The organism is Agrococcus sp. BE272 (assembly GCF_031457935.1).
GTDB classification, from domain to species: Bacteria; Actinomycetota; Actinomycetes; order Actinomycetales; family Microbacteriaceae; genus Agrococcus; species Agrococcus sediminis.
Window position 1 is genome coordinate 284,422 of record NZ_JAVDXL010000001.1, and the last position, 19,839, is coordinate 304,260.

Here is a 19,839-nt window from a genome sequence, read left to right on the forward strand (position 1 = left end):
TGCACGGCCGCCCACCCCGTCGGCGGCGACGGCCGGCAGCACGACCCGCTCGAACGGCGACGACCCGGTGCACCGGGTCGTGCCGGGTGCAACGGGTCGTCGAGCGGGATCGGTTCCGACCGGGGCGGGCGGATGCGTCCGCCCGGCGGGGTCGGGTCAGCTCACCTCGGCGGGGTCGGCCGAGACGCGGCCGGCCGCGCCCTGGTCGAGCGCGTCGATCGCCGCGATGTCCTCGGGCGTCAGCTGCACCGACGCGGCGGCGAGGTTCTCGGCCATGCGCTCGGGGCTGCTCGACTTGGGGAAGACGATGCGGCCCTCGGCGAGGTGCCAGGCCAGCGTGACCTGCGCCCACGAGACGCCGAGGCGCTGCGCGATCTCGCCGATGACGCCGGTCGAGTAGTCGACCTTGCCCTGGCCGAGCGGGCCCCAGGCCTCGATCTTGATGTCGTGCTGCGCCGAGAGCTCGACCGCGGCGCGCTGCTGGAACTGCGGGTGCAGCTCGATCTGGTTGACCGCGGGCACGATGCCGGTCTCGAGGATCTCGGGCAGGTAGCGCTCGTCGAAGTTCGAGACGCCGATCGACGAGGTGAGGCCCTCGTCGCGCATCGCGGCGAGCGTCTGCCACGTCTCGACCGGGCTGCCGTTCGCGGGCGTCGGCCAGTGGATGAGGTAGAGGTCGACGTGGTCGAGGCCGAGCATCTCGAGGCTCGCGCCCAGCGCCTCGCGGGCCGCGGCCTCGCCGCGCCGGTCGTTCCAGAGCTTCGTCGTGACGTAGAGCTCGTCGCGCGCGATGCCGCTCGCGGCGAGCGCGCGGCCGACGCCCTCCTCGTTGCCGTAGATGGTGGCGGTGTCGATGTGGCGGTAGCCCGCCTCGAGCGCCTCGGTGACGATGCGCTCGGTCTCGGCCGGGTCGACCTTGAAGACGCCGAACCCGAGCTGCGGGATCGTGCGGCCGTCGTTGAGCTGCAGGGTGGGGATGGTGGTCATTCGGTCTCCTCGATCGTGGACGTGTCCTCGGGCAGGGCTGCGGTGTCGACGCCGGGCACGTGGCGCTCGTCGGGGCCGCTGTACGCCGAGAGGGGGCGGATGAGCGCGTTGTTGGCGCGCTGCTCGATGATGTGGGCGGTCCAGCCGGTGACGCGCGCCGCGACGAACAGCGGCGTGAAGATCGGCACGTCGAAGCCGATGAGCGCGTAGGCGGGGCCCGACGGGAAGTCGAGGTTGGGCTTGATGGGCTTGCGGTCGGCCATCGCCTGCTCGAGCGCCGTGTACATCTCGAGCGTCTCGGGGGCGTCGTAGTGCTCGACGAGCCGCTCGAGCGCCGCGCGCATGGTGGGCACGCGCGAGTCGCCGTTCTTGTAGACCCGGTGCCCGAAGCCCATGATCTTGCGCTTCTCGTCGAGCGCGGTCTGCATCCACGCGTCGGCCTTCGACGGCTCGCCCACCTCGTGGAAGACCTCCATCACGGCCTCGTTCGCGCCGCCGTGCAGGTGGCCCTTGAGCGCGCCGACGGCCGCGGTGACCGCCGAGTAGAGGTCGGCGAGCGTCGAGGTGACGACGCGGGCGGTGAAGGTGGATGCGTTGAACGAGTGCTCGGCGTAGAGCACCATCGACTGGTTGAAGGCATCGACGACGACCTCGTCGGCCTCCTCGCCGAACGACATCCAGAGGAAGTTCGCGGCGTAGTCGAGGTCGTCGCGCGGGGGCACGAGCTGCTCGCCGCGGCGGCGGCGCTGCTCGTAGCTGACGATCGCCGGCAGCACGGCGAAGAGCGCGAACGCCTTGTCGAGGTCGGTGGATGCGTCGTCGGCGTCGGGGTCGTTGGCCCCGACGATGCTGACGGCCGTGCGCACGACGTCCATCGGGTGCGCGCTCGTGGGCAGCGCATCCATGACCGTCCTGACGTTGTCGGGCAGCGCCCGCAGCCCGCGCTCCTTCGCGCGGAACTCGGCCAGCTGCGCCTCGTCGGGCAGCTCGCCGTGCCAGAGCAGGTAGGCGACCGCCTCGAACGGCTGCGTCGCGGCGAGCTCCTGCACCGGGTAGCCGCGGTAGAGCAGCGAGTTCGTGTCGGGGTTGACCTTCGAGATCTCGGTGGTGTCGGCGACGACGCCGGCGAGCCCCTTCTTGATCTCGGGCTGGGCCTCGGGCTGGGTCATGGTGCTCCTCGGTGAACAGGTGTGGGGCGCGATCCGACTCTAGGGCACGGCCGCTCCGAAGATCGTTCGCCCGGCGAACGACGTCTGTGCCCGGGCATGGGCGATCACGATGCCGCAACGATCCACCGATGCTCGCAGGGTGCGCCGGAGGCCCGCGATAGCGTCGCCTGTCGCCCGCGAGGGCTGGAACGAGACCACACCGAACGACACGAGACGAGCTGAGACGCCATGGCCGAGACGCCGCCCACGACCCCTGAGCATCCGCGCCGCACCCCCGTGCGGCAGGTCATCCGGGAGGTGACGGAACCCGGCCTCGTGCATCCGGCGCTCATCCCCGGCATCGGCGTCGAGCGCACCGGCCGCACCTTCGGCACGAACTGGGCCGTGTTCGCGATCGCCGGCGCCTTCATCGCCGCCGTCATCGTCTGGGGCATCCTCGACCCGGCGAGCATCCAGGCGACCGGCTCGGCCTCGCTCGGCTGGGTGACGACGAACTTCGGCTGGCTCTTCGGGGCGCTCACGATCGCGATCACCGTCTTCATGATGTTCGTCGGCTACGGCCGCACCGGCGGCGTGCGGCTCGGCTCCGACGACGAGGAGCCCGAGTTCTCGACCGTGTCGTGGATCGCGATGCTCTTCTCGGCCGGCATCGGCATCGGCCTGCTCTTCTACGGCCCCATGGAGCCGCTCACCTACTTCCTCGCTCCCCCGCACGGCTTCGACGCTGAGCCCGGCACCGTCGACGCGATGCACTCCGCGCTCGCGCAGACGCTGCTCCACTGGGGACCGATGGCGTGGGCGTACTACGCGCTCGTGGGCGGCGCGATCGCCTACGGCGCCTACCGCCGCGGGCGCTCGCCGCTGATCTCGGCGATCTTCACGCCCATCTTCGGCCAGCGCACCGAGGGCTGGCTCGGGCAGCTCGTCGACGTCTTCGCGATCATCGTGACGCTCGGCGGCACCGCCATCTCGCTCGGCATCGGCGCGCTGCAGATCGGCCGCGGCTTCGAGATGGTCGCGGGGATCGGCGAGGTCGGCAACGCCTTCCTCATCGGCACCATCGCGGTGCTCACGGCCCTCTTCGTGGTCTCGGCCGTCTCGGGCATCAAGCGCGGCATCCGGGCCCTGTCGAACATCAACATGGTCGTGGCCGGCGTGCTCGGGGTCTTCGTGCTGGTCGCCGGCCCGACGCTCCTGCTGCTGAACCTGCTGCCGTCGGTCACGGTCGCGTTCTTCGAGGACCTCGGCACCATGCTCATGCGCAACCCCGCGCAGAGCGAGGACTCGGCCGCGTTCCTCTCCGCCTGGACCACCTACTACTGGGCGTGGTGGGTGTCGTGGACGCCGTTCGTCGGGATGTTCGTCGCGAAGATCTCGCGCGGCCGCACCCTGCGCGAGTTCGTCACCGTCGTCGTGGTGGTGCCGTCGGCCGTCTGCCTCGTCTGGTTCACGATCGTCGGCGGCACGTCGATGTCGATGGAGGCGGCCGGGCTCGGCATCAGCGAGGCGGGCTCGTCGGAGGCGATGCTCTTCGCGATGCTCGGCAACCTGCCCTTCGGCGTGATCACGTCGATCCTCGCGCTCGTGTCGATCGTCATCTTCTTCGTCACCTCCGCCGACTCGGCGTCGATCGTGATGGCGTCGATGAGCCAGGGCGGCAAGCCCGAGCCGAGCCGCTGGGTGACCATCACGTGGGGCGTGCTGCTCGGCGCGACCGCGGCGACGCTGCTCGTCGCCGGCGGCGAGGAGGCGCTCAGCGGCGTGCAGTCGCTCATGGTCGTGACGGCGCTGCCCTTCGCGTTCGTGGTGATCGGCATCATGGTCGCCTGGGCGAAGGACCTGCGCACGGACCCCTACATGCTGCGCCACAAGTACGCGAAGGCCGCGATCGCGCAGGGCGTGCGGCTCGGCATCGAGGAGCACGGCGACGACTTCGTCTTCGGCTCGAGCGGCGTGCACGCCGACGACGGCGCGGGCGCGTGGCTCGACACCGACGACCCGGCGCTCACCGAGTGGTACACGGATGCGACGACCGGGCCGATCGACGCCCAGGGCGTGCAGCGCACCCTCGACCCCGGTCGCATCCAGCCGAAGGGCCCGGATCGCCCCGACCACACCGCGTCGGGCGACAACGCGCTCGTCGTCGGCGAGGAGGAGCGGGAGCGGCGTCGCCGGGCCGAGCCCCCGGCCGAGTAGCCCCCGTTCGTCGAGTAGGCCCGCATCCCCGTTCGTCGAGTAGGCCCGCAGGGCCGTATCGAGACGAAACTGCCTCGGTCTCGATACGGCCGCTCCGCGGCCTACTCGACCAACGGGGTAGCGCAGTCTCGATACGGCCGCTCCGCGGCCTACTCGACCAACGGGGTCACGGGCGCTCCCCACCCGCTCGTCGAGTAGGCCCGCAGGGCCGTATCGAGACGAAGCCGAGCGCGGTCTCGATACGGCCGCTCCGCGGCCTACTCGACCAACGGGGTGAGGGCCGCTCCCCACCCCGTTCGTCGAGTAGGCCCGCAGGGCCGTATCGAGACGAGGCCGAGCGCGGTCTCGATACGGCCGCTCCGCGGCCTACTCGACCAACGGGGTGCGCGGTCTCGATACGGCCGCTGCGCGGCCTACTCGACCGACGGGGTCACGCGGCCTACTCGACCAACGGCGCGTGCGGCTCAGGCCACGCCGAGCGCCCGCGCCACCACCAGCAGCTGCACCTCGCTCGTGCCCTCGCCGATCTCGAGGATCTTCGAGTCGCGGAAGTGCCGCGCCACCGGGTACTCGTTCATGAAGCCGTTGCCGCCGAAGATCTGCGTCGCCTCGCGCGCATTGTCCATCGCGGCGTCGCTCGCGGTGAGCTTGGCGATCGCCGCCTCGGTCTTGAACGGCTTGCCGGCGTCGCGCAGGCGCGCCGCGTGGTGCCACGCGAGGCGCGCGCTGTGCACGCGCGCCTGCATGCGCGCGAGCGTGAACTGGATGCTCTGGCGGGTCGACAGCGGCTCGCCGAAGACCGTGCGCTGCTTCGCGTAGTCGACCGCGGCCTCGAGGCAGCCCTCGGCCGCGCCGGTCGCGAGCGCCGCGATCGCGATGCGCCCCTCGTCGAGGATGTGCAGGAAGTTGGCGAAGCCGCGGCCGCGCTCCCCCAGCAGGTTCGCCGCGGGCACGCGCGCGTCGGAGAAGGTGAGCGGATGCGTGTCGGAGGCGTGCCAGCCGACCTTGTCGTAGCCGGGGTCCACGGTGAAGCCGGGGGTGCCGTTCGGCACGATGATCGTCGAGATCTCCTTGCGGCCGTCCTGCTCGCCCGTGACAGCCGTGACGGTGACGAACTTCGTGATGGGCGTGCCGGAGTTGGTGATGAACTGCTTCGCGCCGTTGATGACCCACTCGTCGTCGTCGAGGCGCGCGGTCGTGCGGGTCGCGCCCGCGTCGGAGCCGGCGCCGGGCTCGGTGAGGCCGAAGCCGGCGAGCGCGGTGCCCTCGAGCAGCGGCGGCAGCAGCTCGGCCTGCTGCTCGGGCGTGCCGAAGCGGAACACGGGCATGGCGCCGAGGCTCACGCCCGCCTCGAGCGTGATCGCGATCGACTGGTCGACGCGCGCGAGCGCCTCGATGGCGAGGCAGAGCGCGAAGTAGTCGCCGCCCTGGCCGCCGTGCTCCTCGGGGAAGGGGATCCCGAACAGGCCCATCTCGCCCATCTGGGCGACGACGTCCATCGGGAGCGTCTTCGTGCGGTCGGCCTCGTACGAGACGGGTGCCACGACGCGGTCGGCGAAGTCGCGGATGGTCTCCGCGAGCGTCAGCTCGTCGTCGCTGAGGGCGTAGGTGGCCAGATCGATCGTCATCCCGTCTCCTTGTGTCTAGGGAGCCGCCATCCGCGCGGGATGCCGCGATCCGATCGGGATCAGTCGGCCTCGCTCCGCGCTGAGCAGTCGCCTTGCACCTTACGGCACGGAGGCGAACGGCTCGGCGCGGAGCGGGGCCGAGGGTGCGACTATGCCTGCCGCGCCCTCGTGTACTGCGGAGGCCAGACGGATGCCTCGGGCTCGCCGTCGAGGGCGGCCTCGGCCGCGAGGGCCCAGTGCGGGTTGCGCAGCCACGCGCGCGCAAGCATCACCGCGTCGGCGTCGCCCTCGGCGAGCAGCTGCTCGGCGTGCGACGGCTCGTCGATGAGCCCGACGGCGTTGACGGGCAGGCCCGTCGCGGCGCGCACGTCGCGGGCGAAGTGCACCTGGTAGCCAGGCCCGAGCGGGATCTCCTGCCGCGGGTCGAGCCCGCCGGAGGAGAGGTCGAACCAGTCGGCGCCCGCATCGGCGGCGGCGCGCACGTGCTCGATCGTGAGGCGCGTGTCGATGCCGCCCTCGACCCAGTCGGAGGCGCTGAGGCGCACCATGAGCGCGGCGTCCGGCGCCGCCTCGCGCACGGCCGCGACGACGCGGCGCAGCAGCTCGACGCGGAGGCCGTCGGCGTCGGGCCCCCACTCGTCGTCGCGGTGGTTGGTGAGCGGCGAGAGGAACTGGTGCAGCAGGTACCCGTGCGCGGCGTGGACCTCGATCGCGTCGAAGCCCGCAGCCGCGGCGCGTCGGGCGCCCTCGGCGAAGCGCTCCGGCAGCTGCGCCACCTCGTCGGCACCCAGCGCGCGCGGCGGCGCGAACCGGCCGAACGCATCCGCGCCCGCGCTGACCGTCTGCCAGCCGCCCTCGCCCTGCGGCACGCTGCCGCGGCCGCTCCACGGGCGGTACGTGGATGCCTTGCGGCCGGCATGGGCGAGCTGGATGGCGGGCACGGCGCCGTGAGCGCGGATGCGCTCGGCGATCACCGCCCACGCCTCGCCCTGCTCGTCGTCCCAGATGCCGGCGTCCTGCGGCGAGATGCGGCCCTCGGGCACGACCGCGGCGGCCTCGGTCATGACGAGGCCCGCGCCGCCGCGCGCGAAGGAGGCGAGGTGCTCGAGGTGCCACTGGCCGGGCACGCCGTCGAGCTGCTCGCACGAGTACTGGCACATGGGCGAGACCCAGGCGCGGTTGCGCACCTCGACGGCGCCCACCGTGACGGGCGAGAAGAGCAGGCTCATCCGTGCGCGCCCCCGATGAGGCGACCGGGCACCTCGAAGTCGAACACGCCCTCGTCGAAGGCGCTGTAGGCGGCGTAGTCGTTGAGCTCGTAGAGCCGCGCGCGCGTCTGCATGCGCTCGACCGCGCCGTCGAGGGTGCCCGTCTCGGCCAGCAGGCCGAGCTCGCGCTCGATCGCGCCCATCGCGATGCGCAGCAGCGACACCGGGTGGATGGCGATGTTCACCCCCACGTCCTGCAGCTGCTGGTGCGTGAAGAGCGCGCTCTTGCCGAACTCGGTCATGTTGGCGAGGATCGGCACGTCGACGGCCTCGCGGATCGCCGCGAACTCCTCGAGCGTGGCCATCGCCTCGGGGAAGATCGCGTCGGCGCCGGCGGCCTCGAGCGCCTTCGCGCGGTCCTTCGCGGCCTCGAGCCCCGCGACGCCGCGGATGTCGGTGCGGGCCATGATGAGCAGGTCGCTGTCGCGGCGCGCGGCGACCGCGGCCGCGATGCGCTGCACCGCCTGGTCGAGCGGCACGACCTCCTTGCCGTCGAGGTGGCCGCACCGCTTGGGGTTGACCTGGTCCTCGAGGTGGAGGCCCGAGACGCCCGCGTCCTCGAGCTCGTGCACGGCGCGCGCGACGTTCATCGCCTCGCCGAAGCCCGTGTCGGCGTCGATGAGCGTGGGCAGGTCGGTCATGCGCGAGATCTCGCGGCCGCGCTGGGCGACCTCGGTGAGCGTCGTCAGGCCGATGTCGGGCAGCCCCAGCTCGGCCGCCATGACGGCGCCCGAGATGTAGGCGCCCTCGAAGCCGAGCTGCTGGATGAGCGGCGCCGACAGCGGCGTGAAGGCGCCCGGGAAGCGCTGCAGCGTGCCGGAGGCGAGGCCCGCCCGCAGCGCCTTGCGCTTCTCGTTGGGCGTGACGCTGGTCGACAGCACTAGAAGATGCCCTGCGTCGTGCCGGCGTCGACGGTGCCCGCGGGCGCGACGACGTTGAGCTGCCGCACCTCCTCGGCCGTGAGCTCGGGCAGGCGCTCGACGAGCCCGAGGAAGCGGTCGATCTCGGCGTCGTCGATGATGCCCTGCGCGAGCGTGCGCAGCTTCTGCACGTACTCCGCACGGCCGAACGGGCGCGCGCCCGCCGGGTGCGCATCCGCCACCGAGATCTCGTCCTCGATCGTCTCGCCCGAGGTGAGCGTGATGACGATGCGGCCGCCGAACGCCTTCTTGTCGGGGTCCGGGTCGTGGTAGCGCTCGGTCCACACTGGGTCCTCGAGCGTGGAGATCTTGTTCCACAGCTCGACCGTGTCCGGCCGGGCGGCGCGCTCGGGCGCGTAGGAGTCGACGTGGTGCCAGCCGCCGTCCTGCAGCGCGACCGCGACGATGTACGGGATCGAGTGGTCGAGGGTCTCGCGCGAGGCGGTCGGGTCGTACTTCTGCGGGTCGTTGGCGCCCGAGCCGATGACGTAGTGGGTGTGGTGGCTCGTGTGCAGCACGATCGACGCGACGTTCTCGGGATCGCGCAGCTCGGGGCGCTCGGCGCCGAGCTTGCGCGCGAGGTCGATCCAGGCCTGCGCCTGGTACTCGGCCGAGTGCTCCTTCGTGTACGTGTCGAGGATGCCGCGCTTGGGCTCGCCCGGCGCGGGCAGCGGCACCTGGTAGTCGCCCTCCCAGCCGTCGAGCAGCCAGGCGATCACGCCGTCCTCGCCCTCGTAGATCGGCACGGGGCTCGTCTGGCCGCGCATGGCGCGGTCGACCGACTCGACCGCCATCTTCCCGGCGAACGCGGGGGCGTGTGCCTTCCACGTGGAGATCTCGCCCTTGCGCGACTGGCGGGTGGCCGTCGTGGTGTGCAGTGCCTGGCCGACCGCCTGGAAGATCGTCTCGGCCTCGAGGCCGAGCATCGTGCCGATGCCCGCGGCCGCCGACGGCCCGAGGTGGGCGACGTGGTCGATCTTGTGCTTGTGGAGGCTGATCGCGCGCACGAGGTCGACCTGGATCTCGTAGCCCGTCGCGATGCCGCGCACGAGCGCGCGCCCGTCGCAGCCGACGTGCTGCGCGACCGCGAGGATCGGCGGGATGTTGTCGCCCGGGTGGGAGTAGTCGGCGGCGAGGAACGTGTCGTGGTAGTCGAGCTCGCGCACGGCGACGCCGTTCGCCCAGGCGGCCCACTCGGGGCTCACGCGGTCCTCGATGCCGTAGACGGCGGCGCCGGGCTCGTACGGGTGGCGCTGCGCCTGCTCGCGGGCCGACACGACCGGCGGGCGGTTGAGGCTCGCGATCGCCACCGACGCGTTGTCGATGATGCGGTTCGCGATCATCTCGACGACCTCGGCCTCGACCTCGACCGGGTCGACGGCGACCTGGGCGATCTTCCAGGCGAGCTGCTCCTCGCGGGGCAGGTTCTCGGCGCTCTTGCGGGCTCTCACATCATGGTGCTGCATGGTGCCGAGCCTAGCGATGCGCGCCGTCGGCGCGTGCCGCACGACGCCCCTGGCCGCCGTCGGGGTGCGGGCGTACGATCGGCTCGACTCCCGAAGCGGAGGCCTCGATGAGGAGGCGGTCATGGCGGTCGTCGGCCGTTCCCGCGCACGAGCGCTGCGCTGCCTCGCCGCCGCGGCCGCGCTGGTCGCCCTGAGCGGCTGCCTGCCCGCCGGCGGCGGCCCCGACCGCACCGACCCGGGCGCGACCGCGTCCCCTGCGGAGCCGATCGGCCACATGCCGGGCCCGTCGGCGCGCTGCCACGACGACGTCTTCTGGGGCGGCCCCGAGGACAAGGTCGACGAGGTGCCGGCCGACGCCCAGTACCGCGGCGGCTTCGACCTGCCGGGCGCGCTCGACCGCTTCGACGTGCTGTGCGCGTCGAGCTGGACGATGCTGACGAACGACTGCCGGATGCGGTTCGCCCGCGCCTACCTCGACGGCGGCGACGACGGCGCGCGGCTCGACGAGATCGACCAGGCGCTCGTCGCGTGGGCCACCGAGCGCGGCATGGAGCAGACGCGCATCTCGATGAGCGACAACACCCACAGCTACGGCATCTCGGTGCACCCCGACGGGGCCCTCACGACGCTCCTGCAGTGGGATGCGGTGAGCCGCCACGAGGGCGCCGACGGCGTGCAGATGCACGCCGACATGGCGGGCATCCCGCTCGACGGCGGCGACGTCGTCGTCTCGTGGCAGGTGTGCCCGGCGCTGCAGGGCTGGGAGACCCCGCCTGCGCCGTGACCGCTACGCCGTCGCCACCAGCCGCGCGAACACGATGAGGTTGTTGGGGAACTCGCCGTCGGCCTCGCCGAGGTCGTCGCACGTGATGAGGCGCAGCTCGGGGTCGGGCACCGGGTAGTAGACGTCGCGCGTCGGGAACTCGGACTTCGCGAACGACTCGACGCGGTAGATCTCGAAGGTCGCCGTGGTGCCGTCCTCGCGGGCGACGCTCACCTCGTCGCCGATCTCGAGCGAGACGAGGTCGTAGAAGACGCCGCTGTCGTCGGTGAGCGAGTTGACGTGGCCGAGCAGCACCGCCGCGCCGACCTCGCCGGGCGTGGGCGAGCCGTCGTACCAGCTCGCGGGCGACCCGTCGGCGTCGGGCGGCACCTCGAGGGTGCCGTCGTCGCGCATGCCGGTGCGGATGAGCGTGGCCTCGCGGTCGATCGCGGGAATGCTGACGCTGACGGGCGTCGAGGCCTCCATCGCGGGGGCGGCCGCGGGGGCCGCGTCGTCGGCCGGCTGCTCGGCGCTCTCGGAGGGGGCGGGCGCGGGCGACTGCGTCATGGCGGGCGGCGCCGCCTCGGGCGGGGCATCGGCTCCCGTGCCGGCGCAGGCCGTGAGCGAGAGCAGGAGGGCCGCCGCCACCGCCGTGAGGCGATGGCGACGGCCCGTTCCAGTGGAGATCATCGAGCTGACGGGTGGTCAGTCGTTCGTGATCGCGCGGCGACGGAGCATCACGACACCGGCGACGGTGCCGACGGCCAGCAGGCCGCCCAGCGCGGTCACGGCCATCGCCGAGCCGTCGGTGCCCTGCTCGACGCCGGTGTCCACGCCGCCGGCCGGAGCCATGGCGAGGGCGCCGCAGAGCGCGGGCGAGGTCGCTGCCAGCGGCAGCTCGGGCACGAGGTCGCTCTCGCTCGTGCCGGCCTCGGGCTGCGTGGCCGGGTCGAGGCCGTGCACGACGACGACGGCGGTGCCGGCGGCGAGTGCGTCCTGCGTGGCCTGGTCGAGCTCGAACGTCTCCTCGTAGGAGATCGTGTCGCCCGCCGGCGCAGCCGCGAGGTCGAGACCGCCGTCAGGGCTCTTGTCGGCGTCGCCGACCGAGAGGGTCGTGCCGATGCCGCCGTAGAACGGAGCGCCCTCGGTCGTGCTGATGATGCCGTCGCCGTTCGTGTCGGCGTCCGGGCTCGGGCACAGGCCCTGCGCGTCGATGTGGATGTGCTGCACGTGCGGGTAGGGCGCGCCGTCGAACTCGGCCGCGAGGCCCGTCGCGTTCAGCGTCACCGTGGCAGTCGTGCCCTCGACGTCGATCCAGACCTCGCCGGAGGCGCCGCTGTTGTTGATCTCGTCGAGCATCGTCGAGTACGAGCCCTCGGCGTGCGCGGCCATCGCGGGGGCGGTGCCCAGCATGACCAGGCCGAGTCCCAGCGCCGGGGCGCCGAGCAGAACTGCTTTGTTCTTCATGGGGTGGACCTCTTCCGGAGGATGTCGAGCACACGGCGTGCGCTCTCGTGGTGTGGGGTTCGGCGCCCTCCCGACGGCGGATTGGATCAGGCGGGCGCGGCGGCGGATACGCAATCCGCCGCGCGTGTCGCGCCGAACCACCGGCATGACCAGCTCGCACCGGCTCGCCGTCCTCGCCGTCGCCGCGCTCATGCTCACAGGCTGCGCCGCAGCGACCGCGGATCCCGGAGCGGCGCCCGCGCCGACGACGGCGACGTCGCCCGAGGCCTCGCACACGATGCCCGACGGCAGCGTCATGCCCGGCGCCGAGCACGGCGACCACGGCTCGGCGGATGCGTCGGGCGGGCCGTCCGAGGCGGCCGCGATGGTCTGCGGCGGGCAGGTCGAGACCGCCGTCGCCTCCATGCTGCGGCTGAGCGACCCCGAGCCGCCCGCGACCGCGTGGGACGCCCCCGACTTCACCTGCACCTACGACGTCGACGGGGCACCGCTCGTGCTCTCGGTGCACGACGCGACCGATCCCGCGGTCGGCGAGGCGCACTTCGCCGAGCTGCAGGGCAGCCTCCCGGGCGCCGAGGAGATCGAGGGGATGCTCGGGCTCGGCCTGCCGTCGTTCTCGACCGGCGACGGCGTGGTCGCGTTCCTCCGCGACGGCAAGACCCTCGTGGTCGACGCGACGGGCCTCCCCGAGCAGCTCGCCGACGGCACGATGACGCAGTCCGAGGTCGCCTACGCGGTCGCATCCTCGGTGCTCGTCTGCTGGGTCGAGCACGACTGAGCGCTGGAGCTGAGGGCGGAGACCCTTTCGGGTCTCAGCCGCGACGCCAGCTCGTCGGCCCGTCCCGGGCCGACGCCTCCGCTGGAGCCGAGGGCGGCTGTGCCACGCTGGACCCCATGGACCTCGACGAGCTGCTCGCGGCGCTGCGGGCAGGCCAGACCATCCCGGGCGACTCCCCGCTGCACGCCGCGATGCACCGGGCGAGCCAGGAGGCGATGCGCGTCACGGGCGAGCTCAACGGCGGGTATCACGAGCCGGCGCGTGTGCGTGCGCTGCTGTCGCAGCTCATCGGCGCGCCGGTCGACGACTCGGTCACGCTCTTCCCGCCGTTCACGACCGACTTCGGCAGGAACATCCGCATCGGTCGGCGCGTGTTCATCAACGCCGGCTGCAGGTTCCAGGACCAGGGCGGCATCGAGATCGGCGACGACTGCCTGATCGGCCACAACGTCGTCATCGCGACGCTCGACCACGACCTCGATCCCGCGAGGCGCGCCGACATGCATCCGGCCCGGGTGGTCGTCGGCCGCAATGTCTGGATCGGCGCGAACGCGACGCTCCTGCCCGGCGTGACGATCGGCGACGACGCCGTCGTCGGGGCCGCCGCCGTCGTGACGAAGGACGTCCCGCCGCGCACGGTCGTAGTCGGTTCGCCGGCGCGGGTCGTGCGGTCGCTCGGCGGCTGAACGCCGCCCGCGCGCTCAGCGCTTGTCGACGACCCGTCGCAGGTAGTGGATGCGGTCGCGCAGCTGCTGCATCGACGCCTGCGCGACCGGCGGTCCGCCGCAGATGCGCCGCGCCTCGGCGTGCACGAGCGCGTGCGCCTCGCCGCGGCGCTTGGCGACGATCGCGACGAGCGAGTTGAGCAGCTGCCGCTCCTCGCGCATGTTGCGGTAGAGCGGCTCGGGCGCCTCCTGGTTCGGCGGCCGGTCGCGGATGCGCGCGGCCTGCCGCGCGTGGCGCCGCTTCAGCAGGTCGGACACCTCCTCGGCGTCGAGCAGCCCGGGGATGCCGATGAAGTCCATCTCCTCCTCGGTCGCGGGCTCGACCAGCTGGCCGAACTCCGCGTCGCCGAAGAGCACCCGGTCGAAGGTCGCGCTCGACTCGAGCGGCTCCCACGTGAACGGCGCAGGCTCCCGGTCGTCCTTGTCGCCCTGCTCGGCGGCGGCCATGAGGTCGTCGTCGAGCAGCTGGTCGTCGGCCTGCTCCTTGTCGAGCGCGTGGTCGCGCTGCCGCTCGAGCTCGGCGGCGAGGGTGAGCAGCGGCGTCACCGAGGGCAGGAACACCGTCGCGATCTCGCCGCGCTTCCGCGAGCGCACGAAGCGGCCGATCACCTGCGCGAAGAACAGGGGCGTCGCCGAGCTCGTGGCGTAGACGCCGACCGCGAGCCGCGGCACGTCGACGCCCTCCGAGACCATCCGCACCGCCACCATCCACCGCGACGTGCCGGCCGAGAACGCGCTGATCCGGTCGGAGGCGCCCGCGTCGTCGGAGAGCACGACGGTCGGCTCCTCCCCCGAGATGGCGCGCAGCAGCTGCGCGTACTGCCTGGCCTGGGCCTGGTCGGTCGCGATCACGAGACCGCCCGCATCCGGCACCGAGTGGCGCACGTGCGTCAGCCGCACGTCGGCCGAGCGCAGCACCTGCTGGATCCACTCGCCGCCCGGGTCGAGGGCGGTGCGCCAGGCGCCGTTCGTGATGTCCTTCGTGTCGCCCTGGCCGAGCGTGGCCTTCATCTCGTCGCCCATCGAGGTGCGCCACTGCATCGTGCCCGCGTAGGCCATGAAGACGACCGGGCGCACGACGCCGTCGCGGAGCGCCGCGTCGTAGCCGTAGGCGTAGTCGGTGCTCGAGACGCGCACGCCCCGCTCGTCGCGGATGTACTCGACGAACGGGATGGGCGAGGTGTCGCTGCGGAACGGCGTGCCCGTCAGCGACAGGCGGCGCGCGGCCGGGCCGAACGCCTCGAGCACCGCGTCGCCCCACGAGAGCGCGTCGCCGGCGTGGTGCACCTCGTCGAGGATGACGAGGCTCGGCGCCGACCGGGTGATGCGCTCGTGCACGGATGCGCGGGCCGCGACCTGCGCGTACGTCACGACGACGCCGTGGTACTGCCGGGGGTAGTCGCCGTCGCCGTTCGAGAAGTCGGGGTCGAGCCGGATGCCCGCGCGGTGCGCGGCGTCGGCCCACTGCTGCTTCAGGTGCTCGGTGGGCGCCACGACGGTGATGCGCGAGACGGTGCCGCGGCGCAGCAGCTCGGAGGCGAGGCGCAGCGCGAAGGTCGTCTTGCCGGCGCCCGGGGTCGCGGCCGCGAGGAAGTCGCGCGGCTCGGTGGTGAAGTACTGGGTGAGCGCCTCCTCCTGCCAGGCGCGCAGCGGCTGCACGGTGCCCCAGGCGGCGCGCTCGGGGTAGTTCGGCGGGAGGTGGTCGGCCGCCCACGAGCCGAAGTGCGCGCTGCTGGCGTGCGTCTCGGTCGCGGGTCTCGTCACTGGATCAAGGGTAGGCGAGACCGCCCACGCGGCGCGCCGAGGCCCTTGTCCACCGATACCTCCGGGGGTATCCTGGCGGCGTCTTCCCGGCACCGGGGAGCGGTGCGCACGACCGCGTGCGCGCTGCACGAACCGCCATCGGCGGGGAGGGACGGTGCAGCATGATGGGCGACTGGGGCTGGGCAGGGATGGCCGCGGGCTGGAGCTGGGTCTTCCTGCTGCTGCTGCTCGCGGGGATCGCGACGCTCGTGATCCTGCTCGTGCGCCTCACGGTCGGCGGCGTCGACCCCCGCCGGCGAGGACCGGCGCCCGGTGACGCGCAGGCGCAGGCGCGCGCGATCCTCGACGAGCGCTACGCCCGCGGCGAGATCGACACCGCCGAGTACGACGAGCGCCTCGGGCGGATCCGCGGCGACGGCTGATGGAGCCGATCACCCGTCGCCAGGCGCTCGCGCTCGGCGCGTGGAGCGCGCTCGGGATCGCCGTCGGCGGGGTGGGCCTCGCGAGCACGGGCCTGCCCTGGGCGGCGACGGGCGTCGGTCGCGGGCCGGCGCTGCGCGAGCCCGCGGCGGTGCGGAGCGCCGGCGGCGTGCTGCGCACCGAGCTCGTCGCCGCGAGCGAGGAGGTCGAGCTCGCGGGGCGCCGGGCACGCGTGCTCGCGTACAGCGGCGCCGTGCCCGCGACCACGTGGCGGGTGCGGCCCGGTGACCGCATCGAGGTCCGGCTCGTGAACCGGCTCGCCGTGCCGACCAACCTCCACACCCACGGCCTCTCCGTCTCGCCCTCGGGCAGCTCCGACAACCCGTTCCTCAGCATCGCGCCGGGCGAGGCCTTCGACTACGCCTTCGACCTGCCGGAGGACCACCCGCCGGGGGTCTTCTGGTACCACCCGCACCGGCACGGCAGCGTCGCCGATCAGGTCTTCGCCGGGATGTTCGGCGCGATCGTCGTCGAGGACGACGACGACGTCCCGGGGGCGCGCGAGCGGGTGCTGGTGATCTCGGACACCACGCTGACGCCCGCCGGTGCGATCGCACCCGCCGGGGCGATGCAGCGCATGCTCGGCCGCGAGGGCGAGCTGCTGCTGGTCAACGGCCAGCTGCGACCGCAGATCACCGCGCGGCCGGGCGAGCGGGAGCGCTGGCGGGTCGTCAACGCCTGCACCTCGCGGTACCTGCGCCTCGCGCTGCCGGGTCAGCAGCTGCACCTGCTGGGCACCGACTCCGGCCACGAGCCGGCTCCCCGGGAGATCGAGGAGGCGCTCCTCGCTCCCGGCAACCGCATCGACCTGCTCGTCACCATGCGCGCGGGCTCCTCGGAGCTGCGCACCCTGGGGCACGACCGGCTGTCGGCGATGGCGGGGATGCTGGCGGGCGCGGCAGACGTCTCCGGTCCGGGCGTGCTCGCCGACGTCAGGATTGAGGGGGCGAGCGCTGCCACCGGCGCCGCGCCCGCCGTGCCGTCGCGACCCGCCGACGCCGATCTGCGCGGACGCGAGCCCGACGCGCGGCGCGCGATCTCCTTCAGCATGAGCATGGGGATGGGCATGGGTCCCGCGGGCGGGATGGGTCCCGGCGGCATGGGGTCGTTCGGCTTCGATGGCCGCGCGTTCGACGAGGCGCGCATCGACCAGCGCGTCGCGGCGGACGCGGTCGAGGAGTGGACGATCTCCAACCCGACGCCCATGGACCATCCCTTCCACCTGCACGTGTGGCCGATGCAGGTCGTCGAGGCCGACGGCGCCGCCGTCGCCGACGTGCGATGGCGCGACGTCGTGCACGTGCCCGCCCAGGGGCGCGTGGTCGTGCGGATCGCCTTCACGCGGTTCAGCGGCGTCACGGTCTACCACTGCCACATCCTCGACCACGAGGACGCCGGGATGATGGCCACGGTCGAGCGCGCGGGCGGCTGACGGCGGCACGGCCGCGAGCGGTTCCTGGCGCCCACCGTCTTCGCTCGACACCGATCCAGCCATCGCCCCTAGGCTGACCGCATGCACTACCTGCTCGGTCTCGCAGCCCTCGTCGTCGGCGCCGTGATCGCCACGCGCCGCACCCGGCCCACCTGGTTCGTCGTCACGACGAGCGTGCTCGTCGGCGTCGGCGCGCTGCTCGCCATCCTCAGCTACACGCGCGTCACCGACGGCCTCGGCATCGTCGGCAACAACGTGCTCGGCTGGACCTTCGTGGGCCTCTCGCTCATCACCATGCTCGCGTCGGTGTTCGTGCTCGAGCGCCGCGGCGAGTTCGGCGAGGAGCAGCCGCCGCTCATCGGCGACAACCCCCTCGACGGCGACGCGGCCGACCACGACGACCTCGCGCCCGGGCAGCCCCACCCCGACTACGCCGAGGCGGCGGATGCGCGCGCACGCGAGCGCGGTGCGCCTGCGGTCTCCGAGGCCCGGGGCGCCGCCGGCGTCTCGGCCGGCCTCGCGGGCGGAGCCGGCGCGGCAGCCGCCACCGCGGCCGCCTTCGGCGACGGCGTCGTGCCGACCGCCGACGAGATCGGCGCCGACCCCGCGGCCACGCGCGGCGGCACGCTGCCCGGCGACACGGTCGTCGGCGCCGACGAGCGCTCGCGGCCGCACCACGACGCCTCCGAGGGCGGCACGCTGCCCGAGACCCCCGCCTACCCCGGCGACGACGCGCCCCGCGGCTACTCCCCCGCCCCGGAAGAGGGCCACCAGGGCCACGACGAGCCGGCCGACGAGCGCGGGGCCGACCGTCCCGGCCCGAGCGCCGACGCCCAGGACGGCACCGCGGTCATCGGCGCCGACCCCGACATCGCGACGCCGCCGGCCGAGACCGACGTCGAGGCCGCGCCCGAGGGTGGGGCGGACGACGCCCACGCCGACCGGACCAGCGCCGACGAGGCCCGAGCCGACGAGACCGGCCGCGCCTGACGCATCCGCCCCGCACGCGACGACGCCCGCCGATCCTGTCGGCGGGCGTCGTCGCGTCTGCGGGGTGAGGTGCGGCTCAGGCCTTCTCCTCGCCCTTCGTGTCGACCTCGGCGACCCACTTCGGCGGCTCGTCGCGGCCGGCCTCCTCGTCCTGCTCGGCCTTCTCGGCCGTCGCCTGCACGATGCCCTTCGCGTGGTGCGTCGGCGCGTAGATGGCGTAGAGGCGCAGCGGCTCGTCGCCGGTGTTCTCGACGTCGTGCCACATGCCCTCCGGCACCTGGATGCTCCAGCCGTCCTCGACCTCGTACTCCTGCAGGTCGTCCTCGGCGGGCCCGATCTTCGCGACGCCCTTCCCCTGGTCGATGCGCAGGAACTGGTCGGTGCCCTTGTGCACCTCGAGCCCGATGGTCTTGCCGGGCTCGATCGACATGAGCGTGACCTGCAGGTGCTTGCCCGTCCAGGCGACGGCTCGGTAGTTGCTGTTCTCGACCGTCGCCGTCTCGATGTCGAAGACGTTCGGCTTGGGTCCGTTGTCGTGGATGTCCATGGCGCCATCCTGACCTCGGCTCCTGAGAAGCACCAGAGCGCGCGTCGCGCCCTCGGCGCGCGCCCCGTCCGCCCCGCGCCACCGGGACCCCTTCTACCGAACAGGACCTGGCACAGCGGGTCCCCGTCGGTCGACCGGGTCCCCGTCACTGCTCAACCCGCGGTCGTCGGCATCGCCAGAGCGCTCCGCACGCGCGGCACTCGATACGCGGTGAGGATGCGCTCGAGGCGTGCAGGATGCAGCACGTCGTCCCAGACCCAGTGCGCCGGGTCGCCCGTCCAGAGCAGGTCGTCGTCGCGCTGCTTCTCCCTCGCGAGCGCCTGCGTCCCGGTCCGGCCCGCGCGCGTCGCGAGCTCGCCGTACTTCGTCATGCCGTCGAACTCGCCGTAGACGGGCCTCTGCCCGGGGCGTTCGAAGCGCATGTCGACCCGCCACTGCCTGCCGGTCGGCCCCTCCACCCACCGCTGCAGCTCGGGCGCTGCGAACCCGAGCTCGAACACGCGCACCCTGCTCCACGACTCGCCCACCGATTCCGAGGCCCCGTCAGCGAAGGCGATGGCCCACTCGGCGCGCGCCCGGCCTCGAGCGCTCTGGCGGCCGAGGGCCTCGAGCATCGCTTCCTTCGTCACCGCCTCCGCGTGCAGCGCCGCGTCGATCGCCGACACTGCGACGAGTCGGCCCCGCCGCCGCGCGACGTCTGCGAGGGCGTAGAGGAGCGAGCACACCCGCATCTCGCCGACCTCGATCACATCGCGCGCGTCGAGCGGGACCGGCGAGTGCACGACGCCCGCCTTCTTCTTCGCCGTCCGTGCGCCGCCCGCCGTGTAGACGGCGGGCGGCTCCGTCCCGAAGGGCACCCCGTGGAGCGCGAGCGCCGACTCCCGGGCGAACACCGGCCGCGAGCGGGCGATCTGCACCGCGCGGATGCGCGTCAGGTACCGCGCGTCGCGACCTCGCGCGTCCCCTTGCGCGGACCCATCCGCGCACGACGCGTCGACCACCGGCCGGTCGACGTAGACACCGCGCCGCAGCCGCGTGAAGCGGTCGTCGCGCTCCGGGCGCAGCCCCGGCTCGGCGACGACGAGCTCTCGCCTCGCTCTCGGCTGGGAGGGCTCGCTGTCGCCGGTCATGGACGCACGGTGGCACAGGCGACCGCGACCGCGCGGTGCGTACGCGTCGCCCTGTGGAGGCCCGGCACCGGGACCCTTACTGCCGAACGGGACCCGGTGTACCGGGTCCTCCGCGGCACAGGGGGTCCC

At 73.2% G+C, this 19,839-nt stretch carries 18 protein-coding genes; 7 read left to right on the forward strand and 11 right to left on the reverse strand.

The annotated features are described in order from the left end of the window. Positions 1–156 precede the first annotated feature (156 nt). Positions 157–987 carry an aldo/keto reductase gene (locus J2X49_RS01370; protein WP_128189471.1) on the reverse strand — a complete coding sequence of 277 codons (831 nt, stop codon included), beginning with the start codon at positions 985–987 and terminating at the stop codon, positions 157–159. Continuing rightward, positions 984–2,156, reverse strand: coding sequence for a bifunctional 2-methylcitrate synthase/citrate synthase (locus J2X49_RS01375; protein ID WP_310121610.1), 1,173 nt, complete (start codon positions 2,154–2,156; stop codon positions 984–986). The genes J2X49_RS01370 and J2X49_RS01375 overlap by 4 nt, the downstream gene beginning before the upstream one ends. Positions 2,157–2,384: 228 nt before the next feature. Between J2X49_RS01375 and J2X49_RS01380 the strand changes: the two genes are divergently transcribed. Continuing rightward, on the forward strand, positions 2,385–4,352 hold the full coding sequence (locus J2X49_RS01380; RefSeq protein ID WP_146357062.1) for a BCCT family transporter: 1,968 nt from the start codon (positions 2,385–2,387) through the stop codon (positions 4,350–4,352). 464 nt (positions 4,353–4,816) lie between these two features. Here the strand turns inward: J2X49_RS01380 and J2X49_RS01385 are convergent, their stop codons facing one another. From J2X49_RS01385 to J2X49_RS01400, 4 genes are all read right to left on the reverse strand, one after another. Continuing rightward, positions 4,817–5,980 (reverse strand): acyl-CoA dehydrogenase family protein, encoded by a 1,164-nt coding sequence (locus J2X49_RS01385; protein ID WP_310121614.1) that lies wholly within the window; start codon positions 5,978–5,980, stop codon positions 4,817–4,819. Positions 5,981–6,129: 149 nt separating this feature from the next. Beyond that, a complete protein-coding gene (locus J2X49_RS01390) occupies positions 6,130–7,209 on the reverse strand; it encodes a tRNA-dihydrouridine synthase (RefSeq protein ID WP_310121616.1) in 1,080 nt (359 codons plus the stop codon). After that, positions 7,206–8,129 (reverse strand): methylisocitrate lyase, encoded by a 924-nt coding sequence (gene prpB / locus J2X49_RS01395; protein WP_310121619.1) that lies wholly within the window; start codon positions 8,127–8,129, stop codon positions 7,206–7,208. Before prpB ends, J2X49_RS01390 begins: the two co-directional genes overlap by 4 nt. Beyond that, the gene (locus tag J2X49_RS01400; protein WP_310121622.1) at positions 8,129–9,634 is read right to left on the reverse strand and encodes an MmgE/PrpD family protein; all 1,506 of its coding nucleotides are present in this window, start codon (positions 9,632–9,634) and stop codon (positions 8,129–8,131) included. Before J2X49_RS01400 ends, prpB begins: the two co-directional genes overlap by 1 nt. Before the next feature lie 121 nt (positions 9,635–9,755). On the opposite strand from J2X49_RS01400, the gene J2X49_RS01405 reads away from it, so the two are divergent. Beyond that, the gene (locus J2X49_RS01405; RefSeq protein ID WP_310121626.1) at positions 9,756–10,418 is read left to right on the forward strand and encodes a hypothetical protein; all 663 of its coding nucleotides are present in this window, start codon (positions 9,756–9,758) and stop codon (positions 10,416–10,418) included. 3 nt (positions 10,419–10,421) lie between these two features. Here J2X49_RS01405 and J2X49_RS01410 read toward each other — a convergent pair whose 3' ends face one another. Beyond that, positions 10,422–11,045, reverse strand: a complete 624-nt coding sequence (locus J2X49_RS01410; RefSeq protein ID WP_246990546.1) for a class F sortase — start codon at positions 11,043–11,045, stop codon at positions 10,422–10,424. 57 nt (positions 11,046–11,102) lie between these two features. Continuing rightward, positions 11,103–11,864: a hypothetical protein gene (locus tag J2X49_RS01415; RefSeq protein ID WP_310121630.1), complete on the reverse strand. Its 762-nt coding sequence runs from the start codon at positions 11,862–11,864 to the stop codon at positions 11,103–11,105. A 145-nt stretch (positions 11,865–12,009) separates the two neighbouring features. Between J2X49_RS01415 and J2X49_RS01420 the strand changes: the two genes are divergently transcribed. Both J2X49_RS01420 and J2X49_RS01425 read left to right on the forward strand, forming a co-directional pair. Next, positions 12,010–12,642 (forward strand): hypothetical protein, encoded by a 633-nt coding sequence (locus tag J2X49_RS01420; protein WP_310121633.1) that lies wholly within the window; start codon positions 12,010–12,012, stop codon positions 12,640–12,642. Positions 12,643–12,758: 116 nt separating this feature from the next. Then, positions 12,759–13,328 carry a DapH/DapD/GlmU-related protein gene (locus J2X49_RS01425; protein ID WP_310121636.1) on the forward strand — a complete coding sequence of 190 codons (570 nt, stop codon included), beginning with the start codon at positions 12,759–12,761 and terminating at the stop codon, positions 13,326–13,328. 15 nt (positions 13,329–13,343) lie between these two features. Here J2X49_RS01425 and J2X49_RS01430 read toward each other — a convergent pair whose 3' ends face one another. Continuing rightward, on the reverse strand, positions 13,344–15,131 hold the full coding sequence (locus J2X49_RS01430) for a DEAD/DEAH box helicase (RefSeq protein WP_310121638.1): 1,788 nt from the start codon (positions 15,129–15,131) through the stop codon (positions 13,344–13,346). A gap of 161 nt (positions 15,132–15,292) precedes the next feature. On the opposite strand from J2X49_RS01430, the gene J2X49_RS01435 reads away from it, so the two are divergent. The 3 genes from J2X49_RS01435 (at position 15,293) to J2X49_RS01445 (ending at position 18,033) form a co-directional block, all read left to right on the forward strand. Next, positions 15,293–15,553 (forward strand): SHOCT domain-containing protein, encoded by a 261-nt coding sequence (locus J2X49_RS01435; RefSeq protein ID WP_128189444.1) that lies wholly within the window; start codon positions 15,293–15,295, stop codon positions 15,551–15,553. Then, positions 15,553–17,043, forward strand: a complete 1,491-nt coding sequence (locus J2X49_RS01440; RefSeq protein WP_310121644.1) for a multicopper oxidase family protein — start codon at positions 15,553–15,555, stop codon at positions 17,041–17,043. The genes J2X49_RS01435 and J2X49_RS01440 overlap by 1 nt, the downstream gene beginning before the upstream one ends. A gap of 81 nt (positions 17,044–17,124) precedes the next feature. After that, positions 17,125–18,033 carry a hypothetical protein gene (locus J2X49_RS01445; protein ID WP_310121646.1) on the forward strand — a complete coding sequence of 303 codons (909 nt, stop codon included), beginning with the start codon at positions 17,125–17,127 and terminating at the stop codon, positions 18,031–18,033. Positions 18,034–18,109: 76 nt separating this feature from the next. On the opposite strand, the gene J2X49_RS01450 is transcribed toward J2X49_RS01445, so the two are convergent. Both J2X49_RS01450 and J2X49_RS01455 read right to left on the reverse strand, forming a co-directional pair. Further along, entirely contained in the window at positions 18,110–18,580 is a 471-nt protein-coding gene (locus J2X49_RS01450; RefSeq protein WP_310121648.1) for a cupin domain-containing protein, read from the reverse strand. 152 nt (positions 18,581–18,732) lie between these two features. Next, positions 18,733–19,710, reverse strand: a complete 978-nt coding sequence (locus tag J2X49_RS01455; protein ID WP_310121651.1) for a hypothetical protein — start codon at positions 19,708–19,710, stop codon at positions 18,733–18,735. Between the last annotated feature and the right edge of the window lie 129 nt (positions 19,711–19,839).